This window comes from Lentisphaera profundi (assembly GCF_028728065.1).
Classification (GTDB): Bacteria; Verrucomicrobiota; Lentisphaeria; order Lentisphaerales; family Lentisphaeraceae; genus Lentisphaera; species Lentisphaera profundi.
In genome coordinates this window covers 513,474-533,545 of sequence record NZ_CP117812.1, presented here as the reverse complement: position 1 = coordinate 533,545, position 20,072 = coordinate 513,474, and the positions used below count along the sequence as shown (strand labels likewise).

The following is a 20,072-nucleotide window of genomic DNA, read 5'->3' as shown; positions in this document are numbered from 1 at the left end:
TCAAATACCCAAGGATTTATCTTCTATGAGACTGATATTTTTTACTTGGGTCTCACCAAGAAATATACCATAATAGATACACAAATATGTTTTATCTATGATCCTCAAATCTTCCGTCACTTCAAACGTCAAAGTTTGTTTCGCCCATTCATCTGTCACTTCGATTGCTTTATTTAAACCCACGACTAAACGGAGTTTTTTATTTTTGGGATCACGTATTCTACGTGCTTGGAAATAAACCTTACCTTCGCCCTTCCCCCTGATTTCAAAACTGAGCGTATATTTACTTTTGGCTTTGAGTTCAATTGCCGTAGACAATGAAAGCAGACGCGCCTCTGAACTTTGAATCGTCTTTATACTAAAAATCCCGCGCTTAACATCGGCTTTTTTAATATAATTATACTCCGGAGCTTTGCGAAATATCCAATCTTTACCAATGTTTTTGAATTTCGTGTCATTAATGAGTTCTTTAGACATGAGAGTATAAGTGAGAAAAAAGCAGAGTATCAAAATCTTGTTCATAGGGCACCTTTTGAATTTATTATGGACTTAAATAATTTGGATATGCTTATACTAAACCCCTAACGAGCCCTTTTGTTACGGTATAAAACACATATATAGATGTAAAATCAAACTCTTCTTGTGATCAAGGACCATTAATCAGCATCACACCCTTAGTTGAAGACCTAATGTCAAGATTCAGCTAAGTATCTTTTAATGAAGCTATTTCAGTTTTCTATTTTTATACCTCGAGTTATATTTTAGCATTGTATATAAGCTTGAGCTTTTCATGGAAAAAAATTACCACACACGCCAAACACTGCTGTCAAAAATTGCGCGGGCCGATGATGATCGCTCTTGGGAGGATTTTGTTCAATACTACCAAGGCTACATCTATGCGGTCATTCGCAACCTTGGGGTTAAACAAGAATTTATTGAAGATCTACTACAAGACGTCTTAATTAAAGTCTGGAAGTCATTGCCCAAGTATGAATACCGTGAAGGCGAATGTACTTTTCGAACTTGGCTATGCCTTGTCATTCGAAGTACTGTTTATAATTATTTCCGAAAAAAATCGACAAAAAATGATGCTAAGAATACCGATTACGATGCAACTCTTCATGCACTCGATACCATTACAGAGCCCGAAATTAATATCATTGCCGAAAAAGAATGGAAAATTTATGTTTCCAATCTGGCTTGGAATAATGTCAAAGATGAATTTCCTAAGCGCTGCCGAGAAGTATTTGAAGCCTCGATTCACGAAGCGAGTTCCGACATCCTAGGAGAACGCTTTGGCATAAGTTCTAGTTCAGTTCGCGTTTATAAATCACGAGTCAGAAAAGTCTTACTGCGGGAAATGTCCCGCTTAAATCACGACCTCGGAGCTTAATCATTACTCCCATGGCTAAAGAAGGTGATTATTTCGATGAAAAACTCGCGGACTTCTTTGATGATCTCGATGATCTCGATAATCTACCACTTCTAGATACCATTGCCTCTATCACCGATCGTTACTGCGATTTCCAATACCTCGATGAAGGCGGCATTAAAATCATCCACCGTTGCCGAGACTTAAAAACGGGACGTGAAGTCGCCATGGCCAGTTTAAAAGAGTGCGCCAAGGATCCACAGAAAGAATTATTTTTCAAAGAAGCCCGTCTTACCGCAGCTCTGCAGCACCCCAATATCATTCCGTTACATGACCTCGGCCTCAAAGGAGAACAAGCCTGGTTTACCATGAAACTCATTTCTGGCGCATCGCTAGAACAAGTTTTACAGGATTTGAAAGACGGTCGCTCTCAGCAACTAAATACGCTTAGTGAGCGCCTCGATGTTTTTATAAAAGTTTGTGATGCGATGGCCTACGCCCATTCTAGAGGCGTGCTTCATCTCGACATTAAACCTGACAATATACAAATCAGTAATTATGGCGATGTCTTGCTCTGTGACTGGGGACTCGCGAAAGTTATGGCCTCAGTTTGTGACGAGGAACTTTTGGAGTGTTATACTTTTAACCCCAAAGAGCTAGACTTGACTATTGATGGCCTCGTCAAAGGAACGCCGGGTTATATGGCTCCCGAACAAACCCGTTTGGTCAAAGCTAAGAAAGGCATCGCTACTGACACCTTTTCTTTAGGCTGTGTTCTCTACAAGATTTTGACTTTAGAAAAACCTTTCAAGGGTGCTGACCTGATGGCTATAATGAATAATACGGTCAATGGTAGGTTCCCGAAACCTAGTGTCCTTAATCCTGATATTCCTTTATCCCTTGAAGCCGTTTGCTTAAAAGCCCTCGCCCCTGATCCACAAGATCGCTATGCGAGCGTCATCGATTTACAAAAAGAAATCTTGGATTATCGCCAAGGATTTGCGACCAACGCAGAAAATGCCACACTGCTGAAACTGACGCGCCTATGGTACAACAGGCACCGCACGCTCAGTATTGCTGGCATCATCATTCTATTAATCAGCTTCTCTACCGCCTTTTTTGCCATTAACAGTCTTAAACTCGAAAAAATCAACGCTTTACAAATGGCAGAAAAACTTCAACTCGAAAAGCTTAACGCCCTAGAAAGTTCCGCAAGATTAAAACTCGAAGCCGATAAGCTACAATTGGAAAATGAATTTCATAAAAAATTTAATAAAGGTGCCGCCCCACGCTTTTTGCAACGTGCCCAAATTGCCTTCGAGTCCTATAATTTTGACGATGCCGTAAACTTCTGCGATAGTGCGGTTGAACTCGACCCGAGTTTAAGTGATGCCTGGGCCTTAAAAGGCCTTCTCCACATAATTCACGAGCAATTTGGCGCGGCGCTAAATGCTTTAAATAAATGCAAGAAAAAGAATGCTTTAAAGCAACTGGCCAAAGACTTCTATCAAATCAAAAACGATGATAGCCAAAGACTCTCTTTAAGTCACTACCTCAAGCTATTTCAGCGATCCTTAACTACAGGTCAAGTAAAGCTAAGCGGAGGCTTAATTCACCACAAAGCCTACAGTGAAATGCCCCTCGACCAACGTATTGAATTTTGTAAAGGCATGATCGAAATCCACAATGAAAAAAGTTTACGAAGGTTCCGAGGCGGTAAAACCATTAATTTTTCCTATGATCCAAAAATTAAAAAACTCGATCTCTCGGGTAATCCGTGGATGCAATCCGCTCTGATTGTACAGAATTTCCCCGCTTATGCGGCAGATTTTTCTTACACAGGAATCAAAAACTTCATCTGCTTTAGAAAGCAGCCACTCAGGTCGCTCAATGTCAGCGGAACACCCATTATAGAACTTCACACTCTAGAGAATCACAACTTAATAGCCTTGAACATATCCCATACTTCCATTGGCAACCTCAGAAAACTAAAAGATTTTACCCTGCTTAAGACACTCAACATAAGTCATTCTGCCGTTAGGAGCAGCGCCATCTTAAAAGATTTGAATGGGCTTGAGACGCTGACTATTCACCAGGGACAACTCACTGAGAGTGACCTAAAAAGATTAAATCCTGCAACAAAAGTCCTTATCCATAAAAATTAGTCTTCAAGATATTTTCAATAAGTTGTATAGGGCAGGGAATTTAACATAATAATGCCCCCGGCGGATAAAGATGATTGGCCCGCACGACAGTACCTTAAGCGAGGTTTGGGGCGGAGCCCCAGTATAAATACCTCCGGTGGCCGAGGAGCCCTCGGGGCCCTACTAAAAAAGGTGGCAGCACGTATAAAACCCCTTAAGTTCCCAGCCATGACTCACACACACCGTGATTCACTGTATAAAACATCTGATAAGAATGTATAATCTATTGATAGATTGCTTCACGGCCCTATTTTAATTCATGGATTTTTATCACAATAGTCAATTTACTTATCTCAAGGGTTCTCAAGTTAACTTTGCTTCCACTTGGCAAAAAGCGCTTCATAGCTCCAGCTCACATCAGCTCTACTACTTGAGTGATGGTGAAGTTCTGCTCACGATGGATTCCAAAGTTTTGACACTCAAAAAAAATTCACTTTGCCTAATTCCCGCAGCTACGCCCATTGCCTTGCAAGGAAAATCCAAGGGTAAATTATTCAAGTGTAGCTTTGATGCCAAGGTCTATCAAAACTTAGATCTCTTTGACTTAATTCAGCTCCCCCACTTTCTTAAAGCTGAGAAGAGCTTATTAACTGAGCAACTCTTTAAACAACTTATCAATAAGAATCAGCAAGACGCTTTTGAGCGAGCTACAATAATCCAACTCCTGCTCTGTCCTTTTCTCAAACTCGCACAAAAAAAAGAAGGCGCCCAAGCTCTTAGCAGGCTAGTCCCCGTTTTCGACTATATCGAAGAGAATATAAAGTACTCGCCTCGACTAGACGATTTAGCCAAGCTCATTGATCTTGATAAAAATTATTTCAATAGCTTCTTCCGTAAAAGTATGGGTCTTTCTCCAGGTCAATATATTCAACAACGCAAGATAAAGGCCGCTTGTAATATGCTCGCTAATCACGTGAACGTATCGAAAATCACTCAAGAACTCGACTTCTATGATACTTCACATTTTTGTCGCATCTTCAAAAAAGAAATGAACGAGACCCCCAAAAGTTTTTTAAAGAGACTTAATCAAAATCCTAGCATCTGAAAGATGAGCTTAAGAGAGCTCTTATTTAGCGCTATAGCTTTGGCTGTAATGTTGAAAATTATTCTCATCAATAAAGAGGAAACAGTAAGCATCAATCCCCTTGGGAACCTGCGCTGAAAGTTCATACGAAGACTTTGTGAGCTTCGCAGGCCTTCTCATTCCGATCAAAGTACTTTTTGCTTCATGAGAATGTCTTTTAATGACCTTCTTAGGATCGTTAAGGTAGATGATAAAGGCTTTGTCTGCCGCGGGGCCTGAGCTTTTTAAAGTCAAAGTAGCTTTGCGGCTGGTGCTATCGAAGTGAGATTTTGCGATAAGCGCAAAGGCTTTTTCTCGGTGAGTATAGGCCGGATTTAAATGGATCGGTTCAGTATTATTGTCCTCTAAAAGTCGATCGAGTTCCGTGCTCAGCTCTTTGAGGACCGAAGCGTATTCAGCTTCATTGACTAAATCATTTTGCTCTTCAATGTCTTGGCGATTGCCATTCTTGTAGAGTTGATAGAGTTCATAGCTTTCGCTCATGTAATTTTTATAGAGCTTAAAATCACCTTGGCGAATGGCTGATTTCATCTTGCTACCATGGGGGTAATGCCAAAAAAGGTTTTTGCGCTCATTGCCTTTGGCATCCAAGATAGTTGAGCTCTCGCTTGAGAGCACTTGAGAAATATCAAGCCCGCTCAGCTCATCGAAATTCTTTTGACTGATTTTCGAATGAGTCAGTTTCAGAATAGTTGGAAAGTAATCCAGTTGATTGACGAGCCCATCAAATTGACTGCCCGCAGCAATACTTGGGCCGGCAGTTACCATCGGGACGCGAATCCCCCCCTCTTCTGGATTTGTTTTCCCATATTTGAGCGGTGCATTATCCGAAATGATTTCCTTAGCCTTCTTTTCAGCCCCTCCATTATCTGAACTAAAGAAAATATAGGTGGTCTCGATAAGTTTTTTCCCTTTGTTTCTAGGATCATCTGTTTCTTGCAGAAAACTCATAACGCGCCCTAGGCTCCAGTCAACAGATGTTACCATAGCCGCAAAGTAAGGATTATTTTGCCCCGGAAGCGTCATATCTCCTTTTTTTGGTGGAAAATCTTGACCCATTTTGTCGCAGTAATATTCTAATAATTCACCATTGCGGGTGACCACGGGCCAGTGAACCATCCAGTGACAGAGATTTAGAAAAAAAGGTTTATCTTTACTCTCTTTCATAAAGTCGAGTGCCGATTCAGTGAGCTGATCATAGGGATAAGAAATCCCCTGAGGCTTCTTCTCACTAAAAGGAGGATATTTCTTTTTACTCAGAGGATAGCTTTTATCATTAGCTTGAGCAAAATCTTTAGTTCGATCTTTAAGGCCTCGGTGAATCCCACGAGTTTGATCAACAAAATCAAAGCGGTAAGCCTCTGCACTCAGTCCCACGTGCCATTTACCGACGTGACCGCTGTAATAGCCATTTTCTTTCATCGCATCGGCAAGATTAAATAAATCTAAATTTAAATGAGTCTCTAAATAAGGGGCGACGACACGCTCACTTGGGCGTCCAAGCTTTCTAGCTCCTAATTCGACATGAGTGAGACCAATTTTAGCGGGATGCTGCCCCGTAAAAATCCCCGCACGAGACGGCGAACACGAGGGCGCCGGCGAATAAGCTTGTGTCAAATTCATCCCTGATTCAGCGAGTCTCATTAGGTTGGGCATTTCATAAGGACAGGGATCATCCAAATTATTGAGTGGCGTATCCTGCCAACCGAGATCATCCACATAGAAAATGATTATATTGGGTCGAAAATCCTTTTGCTTATCGGCATAAATCATTGAAGAACACAACAAGATCAGCCAAAATTGTAGGCTCAGTAAAGGTGCTTTTTGAAAGGGCATTTTATTTTTATCCTATGCTAGATTTCTGTTTTTTAGTTTCACAGGATCATAGTCGCTTCCATATCCAGCTAATAAGGCCTGACTTAATCCGCCATGGCTTAAATAATTTTCAGCCAATTCTATCTTGTCGCATCCCACAGAGTTCCGTTAACATTCCTAGTTGTTCCTCCAAAGGGCACATAAGTACTTGGGAATGTCAAACCCTCGACATGGCCGTCGACCATAAGGTAGTTCTGCTTATTACCACCATCATGTAGCATCGGATTCGAGTTGTTGTTGGCTCTAAGTTGATCGGCCGACCGAGCACTTAGATTTGCATGTCTACCCAGATTGTTACTACCATTACTGTATTCAAAAAGCATTATTGTTTGAGCAGCGCCCCCTATATGGCCAAGATTTTTTGAAATGCCATTAGTACTCCAGAGAATACCTATCTCACCACGACTAGGTCTGTCTGTGTCATAGCTTGGAATATAAGTACGACCTACCCTTCCACCCCACTTACCTGATATCTCATTTGGGCAGCGGTACAATTGACCATAATCATCGCCATATGTAGCTATAGCTAAGCCATTCTCGTTTCTTTGACCTGGCGTTAATGTATCACGACCATCGTAGCCAGCAAGTTGATCATCCCAAGTCCTTCTAGTAGGATTGATAGAATTTACTGGGAAATGGCCATCAGAATCAGTAGTATAAATGAATATGGCTACACCTAGTTGTTTTAGTTTGTTAACGCATTGGGCGTTTTTGGCTTTTTTTCTAGCTTTACCTAAAGTAGGCAGAAGTAGGGATGCCAAAATCCCAATAATCGCAATCACAACTAATAATTCAATCAAAGTGAAAGGCTTGTGCAAGCAACGAGGTCTTTTCGTTTTAAAGTCTGTTTTTTTCATATAAAGCTCCAAAATTAAATTCGATGTCTACTACTCTTGACTTACTAAACCCCTTAAGCTTTCACGGTGCTACTGTATAATTATTTTAATTTACTGTAAAATACTACTAAATATCAATAAAAGTCTTTTTTTAGGTACATTTTTGTGAAGCTAGTCCGCCCGCGGAGGCATTTAACAGGTAGTTAACGGATTTATCCGCTGCTTATTGTTAAAAAATGATGTTCATACCTAAGCTATGAAGGAAAAACTCTGCTGCGTAGCTTCGGCACGCCTCTTTCTTTTATTCTAATACCACCGACTTACGTCCATGTGACAAAAGCTGGGCGCTCCGCATTCCAATGCGGATGATGAAAATTAGTATCTGATTTTAATGCCTCCGTCGGGTGGACTTGCTTCGCAAAAAACCACCTAAAAACCTTTAAGTCCCCATCCATATGGTCCTGTCAAACAGGCGGATAAAAACTAAAATTTAAATTGATCAGTATCCTGTGCAAAATGGGGACAAGTGCAAAATGGGGACATCCATTTAGCCAAATTTGTCAAGTAGACAATAAATCTTTGTATCCGTTTTTTTGATTTTCAAAACGACTTGTGCTTAAAAATGTTTAGTTCAGCTCATCTTTGTTTCTTCTTTTCGGGTACGGGTCTTTCACTTAATGTGAAGTCCCTCCAGACATCCATATAAGGTCAAAGGCTTTAAAGGAGCCCTGTCGATCTATTCAGCTTTTCTTTTTAGCTGCTAACCGACGCCTTAGAAACTACTTGCGGTCAATCCCTCGCTGTCCTATTCAGGTGTAAATCAAGGCTCAATTCTATCATGTGGAATCGTCCAGTACATATCGGGCTCAGTAAGGGGTGAGTCATCATCTAAACTTCTTTTGATTTAAAGAAACCTTTTACAGCGATCTAATCAGGTGATAGAGGCTCAAAGTCCAAGTCCCCATTGACGGCTTCACTGCAAAAGATTCCAGATTTTTTAATTATTTAGTCTTTGTAAACGTTCATATTTTTGTCTTCCAAAAAAATCAATGGGATCAAATTTTTGTTTTCTCTGGAGCATGAAATAAATTGATCGACAAATCTTATGAGTGTAAATAGCTCTAGCTTTACGTTCGCCGTGTTGCCTTATTAGGTCATTTGAAAAAGCTTTCATCAAAGGGTTTCTTTTTGATAGTACGGCAGCCTGACTATAGGCCCATTTTAAAAATGGATTACCTATTTTTGCTCCACTATAACCATAACTTTTACCCGCACTTTCTTTTTTACATTTAATCACTCGACAATAACTTGAATACTTACCTGGGCTTTTAAACCTTTTGATGTCGTGAGTTTCATAGATAATGACCATACCAAGGGTATCGCCTACTCCAGGCATTGACTTTACTATTTCAAATTCTTCATTGTAGGCACTATTTAAAGTGAATTCTTTGAGATCTTTATCCACTGCGATCAACTCTTTTGTATAAGCCATCAATAGATTTGTGTTGAGCTGATAGTTCCGTTCCATCGCGATGCCACCTATCCCAGAAAAGTCCTGATGTTCTACTAGACTTTCTAGTTTATCTGGTTTTGACCTCATGTATAAAGTACTTTCTTTTAGCTCGTTTTGTTGCTCAAAAATATTCATGTAGACTGATATTCCAGACTTGGACTGCACTAACTTTATACGCCTTCGTAAGAGGTCTCTATGAGAGCGGTATTCTGCTGGGCAAGCATAGGCGTGAGGCAATAAATTCGTGCGTAATAAATCAGTGATTTTTTTGCTATCAATTTTATCGTTTTTAGCTTTTCCTCCGTGAATAGATTTCATATAGAGCGCATGACCAAGAGTGAATTCAATATTCTCTGAACGACAAAAATCTGCAAGAGGGTACCAATTATAAGTGCTCTCACAAGCAATAGTGAGGTCATCGACATAAGGCGCCAAGACCTTCTTCATATAGACAAAATTATTATCTCGGATGTTTTTATGCAGCATTATATTTCCTTCCTTGTCCATGACACAAATATGAGCAGATGACTTGTGAAGGTCAATTCCACAATGATATTTCGTTTTTGAGTTATACATTTCCATGAGGCAATTTCCTTTTTTTGTTTGTGTGAAACTTCAATAAAGGTCATTGCCTCGTTCTTTGCCAAATTTCCACGCTGATATTACTCAGTGCGGTACTTGGCTAAGCGTACTATCAGGCTAAATTAATACTCATGTAACTAAAACCATGCGGGATAAACATAAATAGTATCGTCTACTCCCCTTATAAATTGCCGAATAAGCTTCACTCTTGTATAGCTTTCTATAAGAGCCCTAGGCCTTGATTTTTTGCTGACTGCTCTAAGTCATAGATTTATTGAGGCAAGCAAGAATAGATAAAGCTTTCACTCTAGACTTTTATATTTTGATGGCAAACACCAACAAGCATGTTACTTTTAATTTAATTACCGACTAAGATGAGCCTTCTGATGGAAAAGCAATACAATACGAAACAAACTTTATTAGAGAAACTCATTCATTCTGAGGACGAACGTTCCTGGGATGAATTTGTAGCTTACTATGAGGGCTACATCTTCGTAATTATCAGAAGCTTTAATGTTGACAATGAAACCGCAGAAGACTTATTACAGGAAGTTCTAATCAAAGTTTGGAAATCCTTGCCTAAATTCGAGTATCGAAAAAATAATTGTACTTTTCGAACTTGGCTCTGCTTAGTTATAAAAAGCGTTGTCTTCAATCATTTGCGCAAAAACTCAACCAAAAATCAAAGTAAAAATATCAGTCACGACACCCTTATACTACAGGAAAATATTTCAGAACCCGAACTCAACGAAATTGCTGAATTAGAATGGAAGAGTTACATTTCTAATATGGCTTGGGAGAATGTCAAAGGTGAATTCACCGCAAATACCATCGAAGTTTTTGAACACTCTTTAGACGAAGAAAATAATGCGCTTATCGCAAAAAAATTCCAGCTTTCAGAACCCACTGTGCGCGTTTATAAATCTCGCGTCAGAAAAGTTTTATTAAGAGAGATTTCGCGCTTAGATAAAAACTTAGGCGGATAATATACGGGTAATCCAATGAGTAAACGACAACAAACATTCAGTCGAAAATTAGTCAGTTTTTTTGATGACGTAGACGAAACGAATGAGGCTCCCCTACTTGAATTAATCCCCAAGATTAAGGAGCGCTATTGTGATTTTGAATACATTGATGAAGGTGGTTTGAAACTCATCCAAACCTGCAGAGATCTCCAAACGGGCCGTACTGTCGCCATGGCCAGCCTCAAGAATAAAGCCCGCGACAATCAAAAAGAAGCTTTTTTGAAAGAAGCACGACTCACTGCAGCCTTACAGCACCCCAATATCATTCCACTCTACGATCTGGGTCTCAATGGCCAAAAACCATGGTTCACCATGAAGCTTATCTCTGGGACCTCTTTAGAAAATTTGATCTCGCAAGTCAAAGCAGGCGAGTCTCAACAAGCCGAGGATCTCAATACCCGACTAGATATTTTTATTAAAGTTTGCGATGCGGTCGCCTACGCTCATTCACGAGGTATCCTCCACCTCGACATAAAACCCGATAATATCCAAATCAGTGAATATGGCGACGTGCTTTTATGTGACTGGGGCTTAGCCAAAGTCATGGCCGCGGAATGCGATGAAGAACTTTTAGAATACTACTCCTTCAATCCAAAAGATATTGATTTAACCCTCGATGGCTTAGTTAAGGGAACGCCTTGCTATATGGCTCCTGAACAAACATCCCTATCAAAGTCCAAAAAGGGCATTTATACCGATATCTTTTCTTTGGGCTGCGTCTTATACCAAATCCTTACTTTTGAGAAGCCCTTTTGTGGAAGTAATATAACTGAAATTATGCAAAATACAGTGAGTGGTAACTACCGCAAAGCTTCCGAAATCAAACCCTCTATTCCTCCATCTCTCGAAGCCGTTTGCATAAAAGCAATGGAAGTTAATCCAGATGACCGATATAAGACTGTTCTTAACCTCCAAAAAGAAATTTTAAATTATCGCAATGGCTTTGCCACCAAAGCCGAAAATGCGCCCTTGATTAAAATTATAAAGCTCTGGTTAATACGCCACAAAACTTTAAGCTTTGCGGCGATTATAATCCTCGGCATTAGTCTTTTCACTTCTTGGTTTGCAGTCAGTAACCTCAAGCTCGAAAAGATTAATGCTCAGCAACATGCACAAAAACTAAAACTTGAGTCAGAAAAACTGAAACTTGAGTCAGAAAAACTGAAACTCGAAAATGAGTTCCACAAAAAATTCAATAAAGAGTCTGCCCCACGCTTTTTTCAAAGAGCTCAAAGTGCCTTCAGTTCTTATAACTTTGAGGATGCCCTCAATTTTGTCGATAGTGCGGTTCAACTCGACTCCACTTTAATAGATGCTTGGAAACTCAAGGGGCTTCTGCATATTATTCATGAGCAATTTGGCGCAGCTCTTAAATCCCTCGAGAAGAGTCAATCAAAAGAACTTTTATATCAATTAGCAAAGGATTACTATTTGATAAAAAAGGATGATACTCAAGCTCTAAGTCTTCCGGATTTCCTGCAATTATACCAACGTTCCTTAGATCAAAAAATCTACTATTTAACCGGCGGCATTGCGCATCACAAGTCAGAATCTAGTCTTGCTCTTAAAGAGCGGACTGACTTATGTAAGCAAGTTATCCTACTGCATAATAAAAAAAATATTGACCGGCGTTTCAAGGGAAGTGTGAAAATGAACTTTCATTATGATTCCACAAGTAAACATTTAGACTTATCAAATAACCCTTGGATACGGACCGCGCTTATCCTCCAGCACTTCCCTGCGCATAGTGCCGATTTCTCTAATACAGGCATCAAAAATTTTAGTTGCTTTAAAAAACAGCCTCTACGCTCTTTAAACGTCAGCTTCAGTAAAGTTATTGGACTTAATAGCTTACATAATCTTGGTCTAATTGAGCTTAATATTTCTCACACGGCCATTTCTAATTTACATAAATTAAGAGAGTTGTCACTACGTATTTTAGACATCAGTCATTCCGATGTAAGGACTACCCATATTTTAAAGGAGCTAACTACTCTGGAAAAAATCTTTATACATCAAGGTCAATTTTCTGATACCGAACTTCAAGAGCTGAAATCAAAGTTTGAAGTCATTATAAAACCCTAAGAAAATAACAAGCTCTTTATTTCCCTGTATCCCACATGTTATTGAGCTTTCTCTGATCTATTCCGCAGAGTTTTGGGGACAGGCTACTTTTTACTTAAACCCCGGAGCTTATCATATTAGCCGCCTACGACCAGATAAACAGAATCAATGCTACGTCCATCAAAGATTGCTGATCGTGTTGGCCCATTTTCGAGGACATCGCCAGATCTTATTTTCTCACCTCACTCGGAGAGGGATCAACGATCAAAACGCTTCCATATTTCATACATTCCATTGAAATCCGCATGGTGAATAGGCATATAGGACAAGGCATTGTTGGAATCTTTATAAAAACTGGCTGATCCATCTAAATAAGCTACATTATAACCGCTGTGATTATGTCCATTAAAAGCACCTCCTTGATATGCAAAGTGATCTGCAATTATTGCCGTATTTGCGGGATCACTAGCTGTTACTGTCCGGCCCCAGCGTGTACCTGTTTGATGATCAAAGTTAGCAAAATAAAAATATGAAGTAGCTGTCCAAGATGATGTAGCAATATTATCATAACCGTATTGACCACTTATATTAATTTTTTCTACAGCTTCTGATGGACAGTAAAAAATTTCTGGCGTGGAGAGATAGCCTTCGCCGATTAAAAACCCTAAGCCAATCCATCCAGCCGATTTCAAAACACCGTTTCCTTTTGCACTTAAATCACCACTGTGCGGAGTTCTATTGGGAGGGCCATAAGGCAGGATCCCATTGTTATCCTCAGAAAACATAATATTACCTACCATCATTTGCTTTTGGTTCGAGAGACAGGCTGCTTGTCGAGCTTTTTTACGTGCTCGTCCTAAGACGGGCAGTAAAAGGCTGGCTAAAATACCTATAATCGCGACTACAACCAAGACTTCAATTAGAGTAAATTTCTTTTTCATTTTTCTCGGCTCCAAATCTATAAATTTAATATAATACTTATAGATATAAAGAAAGAAATTTTTGACTTGTAACAAATAAGGCGAAAATATTTTATTATTCTTTATTCAAAGCCAAGGACTTCTCCAAGTAAGTAATCATTTTTTTACAATTAGTGACTGAGAGTGTGGTCTTGAAAAATGATTTCATGCACTATAGTAAAATCATTCCCCCCACCGTAAATCTAGAGGCCATGATGAGCAATCGAAAATATAAATTCTCCGCCATTTTTGACGAGGCCATTGTCGTAAATAGTGAATCATCACTTGCTACGAGCCCTTTATTAGAAGAATTAGAAAAATCAACCGATCGCTATACTGACCTCGAGTTTTATAAATGCGGTGGAAGCAAAATCATTTATCAAGCTAAAGACCAACGCACGGGTCGACTTGTTGCCCTTGCTCGTTTACCTGATGAAGCTGGAATGAGTGATATCGATGCTTTCTTGCGGGAAGCCCGTATAAACGCTCAACTTCAACACCCTAATATCGTCCCCATTTATGATATAGGTTTAATCAAGCAAGCCCCCTATTTTTGCATGAAGTTCATTGACGGTGAGTCACTAGAAGAGATTCTTCAAAAGCAAAAAGCTGAGCCTAGTTCTTTTTCTTCTACGACCTTTCTGGATATTTTTTTAAAACTTTGTGATGCCATCGCCTATGCCCATACTCAGGGTGTCTTGCATTTGGATTTAAAACCTGACAACATTCAAATCAACAATTTCGGAGACGTGCTTGTCTGTGATTGGGGCTTAGCGCGTATCCTCGATGAGCATGAAAATATTAACGATGATTTTGGGTCTTTGGATAATTACTCCTTGAGTAAAGTTGATCTCAACCATAAAACTCTCAATGGTTTTATCAAAGGAACTCCCGGTTATATGGCACCTGAACAAACGGGTCGCTACAAGGCCCATAAAGGGATTACCACGGATACTTATGGCTTGGGCTGTTTACTTTATTCACTGCTTTGTTATGAAAAGCCTTTCTCGGGAAATCTTGAACAGATTCTGGAAAAAACTGCAAGGGGTACCTTCCCTCCACCTTCACAAATTAAGCCCAAGTTGCCGGCTAGATTAGAAACTATATGCTTAAAGGCAATGAGCCTAGACCCCTCAGATCGCTATCAAACTGTACAGGAATTACATGAAGATATACTCGCATATCGCAATGGTTACGCCACGAGTGCAGAAGATGCCAGCTTCATTAAATTACTTGGTCTTTTTATTCAACGTAATAAAATCCTCGCTAGTGTTGTGTTCTTTTCGAGCTTAACTATGGTGATTTTAACCCTGGGCTTTATCAGAGGACTAGAAGAGTCACGCCAGCAAGCCTTGTTAGCTCAGTCAATTGCCGAAAAAGCAGAGGCTGAGGCGATAGATCTCAATCTACAATATCTTCATGAAAAGAAGGTAAACGATCAACGTGGTAAAGTCCTCTCGACTCAGTTTTTCAATAAGTATGTTAAGGCCTACTCGGTGTATAACATCCCCGACTCACTAGATTACCTTAACTCGGCGGTGAAGCTTGATCCCACTAATAAACTCGCCTGGCTCAATAAAGCACGATGCCACTGTATCAACTATGAGTTTGATAAATCACTACAGGCTTATGAAAAAGCGAAGAGTACTGATTCTCTTTATGATATAGCACTCAAGTATGTCAATGATCCGCGGATCATTGATGCTCAATTTAAAGTAGAAGTGATTGTTGAAACTATGAAGAAACATGGCCCTAATCGTCCTTCAAGTGATTTTGTCCATCATCAAGTATATTCGAATCTACCTTTAGATGAAAGACTTATATTTGTGCGTGAAGTCCTCAAACTCTTCAATCCTCCGCAAAAGCTACTGAACTTCTCTTTTGAGGAAGTCAGTCAGCACCTTGATATATCTGGAAATAAACAACTTAACTGGGCTTACGCACTACAAAATTTCCCCGCCAAAAGTATCAATATGTCTCATACAAATGTGCATAGTTTCCAAAATATTATGACTATCCCAGTACAAGAACTTAATGTCAGCTTTACAGCTATGCAAAACTTCAATGATCTTACGGTAGAAAATTTACGTAGCCTCAATATCTCTCACACTAACATCAAAGATCTTAAGCCTCTAAGCGCATCACCGCTACAGATTCTAGATATTAGTTTTTGCCCCATTACGTCTCTCCTTCCTATTAAAAATATGAAATTCCTACGCAATCTCACAATTCATAAAAATCAATTTAGTGCTGTTCAATTAGCCTTAATCCCCGCTCATGTTGGAATTACGATCGTGAAATAGAATTGTGCTTTCAGCATGCCTACGACTCACTTGCTCCGAGTATCCGATTTAATACTGTCGCAGAGCGACAAACTATATTAGCATGGGCTAAGGAGTAAACACGCATTAACTCTGTTGGAATTTATTTAACCCGCATCTAATTCATCATTGAGACGAATAATTTCTTTCATTAGAGAATTCCGCACTCGTTGACGATAAACGCGTACAGAGGCCTCGCTACATCCTATCTCACTAGCAACATCTTTATCCGGGCGCTCTTCGATTGATGCCTCAAAGACCAAAAGCATTTTATCTGTGAGGCGAGGACGGATATTATCGAAAGCTTTCTCGGCAATAAAATTTTTCCATTCGCTTTCGGCTATACGCTCTATTTCTGGTTCTGAAAATTGATCCAAGGCATGAATTGATTCCTCATATTCAGTCTCTTTAAGCATTTTACGTCCTGCTTTTGATTTGAGGTGATTTTTTACCACACTACAACAAACAATACTTAACCAAGTACGAAAACGACATTCTTGTGGTCGGTAATCAAACTGGGGAAGTGACTTCCAGAGTTGAACTAGAATATCTTGCAACATATCATCACACAGCTCATTGCTCAGCTTAAATTTGCGAATAATAACATAGATATAATTTTTGTAAGAGTCGACAAAATCTTCCCAGCAGCGTTCATCGCGATCGGCTTGGCGAACACGTTCTATAAGTGTGAGTCGGGTCGAAGAATTCATAGATTTATCTTAAAGGTTTATAATTATTTAATATAGTAAGACTTGCTGTTAAAAACATCTATTTTTATGGCTTTATTTTGTTACAACAATCAATTTTATTTCTTTATCCCTAACACAATTAAAAAAAAATAAGGATCAAATGAAAAAGTTATTACTTTGTTTTTCACTACTCTGTACGCAAACTTATGCTGCAGATTTCTACGTATCAACTAAAGGTAGCGACACTCATATTGGTAGTCAGGCAAAACCCTTTAAAACCCTTGAACAAGCACAAAAGGCTTTGCGTAAATCGCAAAATATTGGTCGTGAAACCTGTAATATTTACATTCGTGAAGGTATTTATTATCTAGATAACACTTTGATCTTCACCCCACAGGATTCAGGAACCAAGGATGCACCTGTCAATTATTTAGCTTATAAAGATGAGCAAGTAGTACTGAGTGGTGGCTCAAAACTAAAATTAACTTGGAAAGCCTATAAAGATGGCATCTTTCAATCAAAGACTCCCGAAGAGCTAAAAATCGATCAACTCTTTATTAATGGCAAGAGTCAACGCATGGCGCGTTATCCAAATTATGATGCTAGTAAAAAAACGGCTGCTTATCAGGGCTTTGCAGCTGACGCATTCTCCAAAGAGCGAGCCCTTGCTTGGGCGGATCCCGCGGGTGGTTATATTCATGCCATGCATACTCATCGATGGGGTGGTTATCATTACTTAATTACTGGCAAGGATGCCAAGGGCGAGGTCACCTATGAAGGCGGCTGGCAGAATAACCGTAAAATGGGCATGCATAAAAGTTTTCGCATGGTGGAAAACATTTTCGAGGAACTCGATGCCGCCGGAGAGTGGTATCATAATGCAAAAACTAATACACTTTATTATAAACCAGAAGCTAAGACAGAGCTAGATAAAGCTAGTGTTGAAGTTGTACGATTAGCACACTTGCTAGAGTTTCAAGGAAGTGAAAAAAAACCTGTTAAGCATATTTCATTCAAAGGCTTTATCGTTCGTCACGCCGCCCGTACTTTCATGGATTGTAAAGAACAATTGCTCCGCTCCGATTGGGCTATATATCGTGGTGGCTCCTTTATGTTGACAGGAACTGAGAATATCAGTATCCTCGATTGTGAATTTGATCAAGTTGGTGGCAATGCCATTTTCGTCAACAATTACAATAGGCGCACACTCATTAAAGGATGCCATATTCATAACGTCGGTGCTAGTGGTGTCTGCTTTGTAGGTGATCCCAATGCCGTACGCGATCCTTTATTTGAATATGGTGAAAAAAATGACCTCTCTAAAATAGATCGCACACCAGGTCCAAAAACAAACAATTACCCCGCTTTCGGAGTCGTTGAAGACTGTTTGATTCATGGGATTGGAATAGTAGAACGTCAGCCCGCAGGCGTAATGATGGACATGGCCTCGGAAATCACCATACGTGATTGTTCGATTTACGATTGTGCTCGCTCGGGAATTAATATTGGTGATGGTGCTTGGGGTGGTCACCTCATTGAACGTTGCGATGTTTTTGATACAGTCTTAGAAACCCATGATCATGGTTCTTTCAATTCATGGGGACGTGACCGTTTCTGGAGAAGTGATGTAAAACCAACTCAGAAGGCGGTTGATGAAGACCCGAGCTTGCCCTTCCTTGATGCTATCAAGACCACCACTATTCGCGATAGTCGCTGGCGCTGTGATCACGGTTGGGATATTGACCTTGATGATGGCTCAAGTAATTACGATATTTATAATAACCTACTCCTCGCACGTGGCTTAAAGCTTCGCGAGGGTTTCCGTCGTCGTGCTTGGAATAATATCACGGTCAATAATGGCTTACATCCCCACGTTTGGTATAATAATAGTGAAGATGAAGTCTTCTCAAATATCTTTATGGCACCCGCACGTGGGGCCCGTATGCCCAGCGCCGTTTCTAAAGGCAAACGAGTCGATAGTAATCTTTTTTTTAATGTACCAGAATCACAAGTTAGGCGCCATACACAATTTGGCTGGGATATAAACTCACTTATTGGGGATCCTTTATTTGTGGATCCAGCTAATGGTGACTTCCGGGTCAAAAAAGGCTCTCCAGCCTTTAAAATTGGTTTCAAAAACTTTCCCATGGATCAATTTGGCGTTAAAAAGCCATCGCTCAAGGCCATTGCTAGAACACCTATTATTCCAGCCTTAGCCGCTCCAGTAAAAAGTAAATCACACGCTAAAATAGCTCCCTTAAAAAACCTTGATTCAACTTATCTAGGTGCTACAATTCATTCCATTGTGGGAGAAGAGTTTTCTGCTTATGGCACACGTAAAGTTGATGGTGGTGTTGCTCTTACCCAAGTTCCAAACTCATCTTCCGCAGCAAAAACCGGCTTTGCACAAAATGACTTGATTCAAGCGGTAAATGGAAAAGCAGTTAAAGATATTGAACAATTCTTCAAGGCTTTATCTGAAAACCGCAAAACAAAAGTAATTCTTAAGGTCATTCGCAACCAAGAACCTACTGAAATAACTATAAAAGTTAATACTTTTGTTCAAATTGAGACCTCCTCAAAAATAAATGGTTTTCGCAACTTAAAAGTCCCTCGCAGCTCTACTTACTCCATCTCTACTAATACGAAGACGGGTAATGATAAAATTGAAATCCTTCTAGATGGTAAGTTAAAAGCAAGTTACGGCCCCATTTTTGCTAATGGAATACAAAATGGTGCTTATAAAATGGATTTAGGTCGTCCGCAAAACATCGCATCAATCACGAGCTGGTCCTATAATCAAGGCGGTAACCGTGGTGCTCAAAAGATCCAAGTTTATGCAAGTAATTCCAACACTGATCCCGCTTGGGACTTGAGTAAATTCACTTCTCTAGGACTTATCGATACGAGCTTAAATAAAAAAGCCCACTATACGGCGGCCTCACTTCGCTCCATTAATAGTGAATCACTCGGTAAATTTCGTTGGGTAATCTGGGCCGTTTCTCCAATAAGCAGTAATGATGGTGGAGAAAACACCGCTTTTCAAGAACTTGCCGTCGAAGTTGCAAAATACGAAACCGACTTTTAAACCGCCATCAAAAAAACCTCAAAATGCCTATTCCAGCAATAGGTGTTTTGACAATTCCAAGCGAGTGACCAAAGAGATGACTTCGTGAAAAAGCAACAATAATTCATTAGGACTAGAGACTCCACAATCAAGCCGTTATAAAAATTCTGCCTCAAAAACCATACAAGATTATCTCGCCCGCGGGAACTCCAGCTTTAAGGCCAATGAACTCAAAGATGGCGTCTTCATTAGTGGCCGTCAACAAGGACTTCAAGCCCATGGTTGCTTTACACTAGAGCGAAGATGTGGACATATCGATGAAGATACCCCTATTGCCAAAGCAAAATATAAATTACTGCAATTAATTAGCTTGGTAAAGAAAGCTCAAAAAGATCGTTACCCAATCTTAATCAACCTTGAGATGTACGAAGATGGCTCCGTCTCAACCGATTCCTACGAATTATTAAAAGATCTTAAAGCG

Annotated in this window: 13 protein-coding genes; 7 read left to right on the top strand and 6 right to left on the bottom strand. The window is 39.8% G+C overall.

Annotated elements, in window-relative coordinates:
• Window positions 1–522 carry a hypothetical protein gene (locus tag PQO03_RS13750; protein ID WP_274153767.1) on the bottom strand — a complete coding sequence of 174 codons (522 nt, stop codon included), beginning with the start codon at window positions 520–522 and terminating at the stop codon, window positions 1–3.
• Window positions 523–790: 268 nt separating this feature from the next.
• Here PQO03_RS13750 and PQO03_RS13745 point away from each other — a divergent pair, with 268 nt between their 5' ends.
• From PQO03_RS13745 to PQO03_RS13735, 3 genes are all read left to right on the top strand, one after another.
• Complete coding sequence (locus PQO03_RS13745) at window positions 791–1,393, top strand: RNA polymerase sigma factor (protein ID WP_274153766.1); 603 nt, start codon at window positions 791–793, stop codon at window positions 1,391–1,393.
• An 11-nt stretch (window positions 1,394–1,404) separates the two neighbouring features.
• Window positions 1,405–3,537, top strand: a complete 2,133-nt coding sequence (locus tag PQO03_RS13740; RefSeq protein ID WP_274153765.1) for a serine/threonine-protein kinase — start codon at window positions 1,405–1,407, stop codon at window positions 3,535–3,537.
• 298 nt (window positions 3,538–3,835) lie between these two features.
• Complete coding sequence (locus PQO03_RS13735) at window positions 3,836–4,621, top strand: AraC family transcriptional regulator (protein WP_274153764.1); 786 nt, start codon at window positions 3,836–3,838, stop codon at window positions 4,619–4,621.
• Between the two features lie 21 nt (window positions 4,622–4,642).
• Here PQO03_RS13735 and PQO03_RS13730 read toward each other — a convergent pair whose 3' ends face one another.
• From PQO03_RS13730 to PQO03_RS13720, 3 genes are all read right to left on the bottom strand, one after another.
• Complete coding sequence (locus PQO03_RS13730; protein WP_274153763.1) at window positions 4,643–6,496, bottom strand: sulfatase; 1,854 nt, start codon at window positions 6,494–6,496, stop codon at window positions 4,643–4,645.
• A 119-nt stretch (window positions 6,497–6,615) separates the two neighbouring features.
• Window positions 6,616–7,392, bottom strand: coding sequence for a type II secretion system protein (locus PQO03_RS13725; protein ID WP_274153762.1), 777 nt, complete (start codon window positions 7,390–7,392; stop codon window positions 6,616–6,618).
• Window positions 7,393–8,368: 976 nt separating this feature from the next.
• Entirely contained in the window at window positions 8,369–9,466 is a 1,098-nt protein-coding gene (locus tag PQO03_RS13720) for an IS110 family transposase (protein ID WP_274150989.1), read from the bottom strand.
• Window positions 9,467–9,852: 386 nt separating this feature from the next.
• On the opposite strand from PQO03_RS13720, the gene PQO03_RS13715 reads away from it, so the two are divergent.
• Together PQO03_RS13715 and PQO03_RS13710 are read left to right on the top strand one after the other, a co-directional pair.
• Entirely contained in the window at window positions 9,853–10,452 is a 600-nt protein-coding gene (locus tag PQO03_RS13715) for an RNA polymerase sigma factor (RefSeq protein ID WP_274153761.1), read from the top strand.
• Window positions 10,453–10,467: 15 nt separating this feature from the next.
• Window positions 10,468–12,576, top strand: a complete 2,109-nt coding sequence (locus PQO03_RS13710; protein ID WP_274153760.1) for a serine/threonine-protein kinase — start codon at window positions 10,468–10,470, stop codon at window positions 12,574–12,576.
• A gap of 236 nt (window positions 12,577–12,812) precedes the next feature.
• On the opposite strand, the gene PQO03_RS13705 is transcribed toward PQO03_RS13710, so the two are convergent.
• Window positions 12,813–13,496, bottom strand: a complete 684-nt coding sequence (locus PQO03_RS13705; protein ID WP_274153759.1) for a type II secretion system protein — start codon at window positions 13,494–13,496, stop codon at window positions 12,813–12,815.
• Between the two features lie 170 nt (window positions 13,497–13,666).
• Here PQO03_RS13705 and PQO03_RS13700 point away from each other — a divergent pair, with 170 nt between their 5' ends.
• Window positions 13,667–15,817, top strand: a complete 2,151-nt coding sequence (locus PQO03_RS13700) for a protein kinase domain-containing protein (RefSeq protein WP_274153758.1) — start codon at window positions 13,667–13,669, stop codon at window positions 15,815–15,817.
• A 125-nt stretch (window positions 15,818–15,942) separates the two neighbouring features.
• On the opposite strand, the gene PQO03_RS13695 is transcribed toward PQO03_RS13700, so the two are convergent.
• On the bottom strand, window positions 15,943–16,545 hold the full coding sequence (locus tag PQO03_RS13695; protein ID WP_274153757.1) for an RNA polymerase sigma factor: 603 nt from the start codon (window positions 16,543–16,545) through the stop codon (window positions 15,943–15,945).
• 139 nt (window positions 16,546–16,684) lie between these two features.
• Between PQO03_RS13695 and PQO03_RS13690 the strand changes: the two genes are divergently transcribed.
• Window positions 16,685–19,612 carry a right-handed parallel beta-helix repeat-containing protein gene (locus PQO03_RS13690; RefSeq protein ID WP_274153756.1) on the top strand — a complete coding sequence of 976 codons (2,928 nt, stop codon included), beginning with the start codon at window positions 16,685–16,687 and terminating at the stop codon, window positions 19,610–19,612.
• The last annotated feature ends 460 nt before the right edge of the window (window positions 19,613–20,072 follow it).

Excerpts from the sequence above, each read along its gene's own strand:
- PQO03_RS13750 (WP_274153767.1), bottom strand. The coding sequence starts at position 522 with ATGAACAAGATTTTGATACTCTGCTTTTTTCTCACTTATACTCTCATG.
- PQO03_RS13710 (WP_274153760.1), top strand. The coding sequence starts at position 10,468 with ATGAGTAAACGACAACAAACATTCAGTCGAAAATTAGTCAGTTTTTTT.
- PQO03_RS13735 (WP_274153764.1), top strand. The coding sequence starts at position 3,836 with ATGGATTTTTATCACAATAGTCAATTTACTTATCTCAAGGGTTCTCAA.
- PQO03_RS13745 (WP_274153766.1), top strand. The coding sequence starts at position 791 with ATGGAAAAAAATTACCACACACGCCAAACACTGCTGTCAAAAATTGCG.
- PQO03_RS13740 (WP_274153765.1), top strand. The coding sequence starts at position 1,405 with ATGGCTAAAGAAGGTGATTATTTCGATGAAAAACTCGCGGACTTCTTT.
- PQO03_RS13720 (WP_274150989.1), bottom strand. The coding sequence starts at position 9,466 with ATGGAAATGTATAACTCAAAAACGAAATATCATTGTGGAATTGACCTT.
- PQO03_RS13690 (WP_274153756.1), top strand. The coding sequence starts at position 16,685 with ATGAAAAAGTTATTACTTTGTTTTTCACTACTCTGTACGCAAACTTAT.
- PQO03_RS13715 (WP_274153761.1), top strand. The coding sequence starts at position 9,853 with ATGGAAAAGCAATACAATACGAAACAAACTTTATTAGAGAAACTCATT.
- PQO03_RS13725 (WP_274153762.1), bottom strand. The coding sequence starts at position 7,392 with ATGAAAAAAACAGACTTTAAAACGAAAAGACCTCGTTGCTTGCACAAG.
- PQO03_RS13730 (WP_274153763.1), bottom strand. The coding sequence starts at position 6,496 with ATGCCCTTTCAAAAAGCACCTTTACTGAGCCTACAATTTTGGCTGATC.
- PQO03_RS13705 (WP_274153759.1), bottom strand. The coding sequence starts at position 13,496 with ATGAAAAAGAAATTTACTCTAATTGAAGTCTTGGTTGTAGTCGCGATT.
- PQO03_RS13695 (WP_274153757.1), bottom strand. The coding sequence starts at position 16,545 with ATGAATTCTTCGACCCGACTCACACTTATAGAACGTGTTCGCCAAGCC.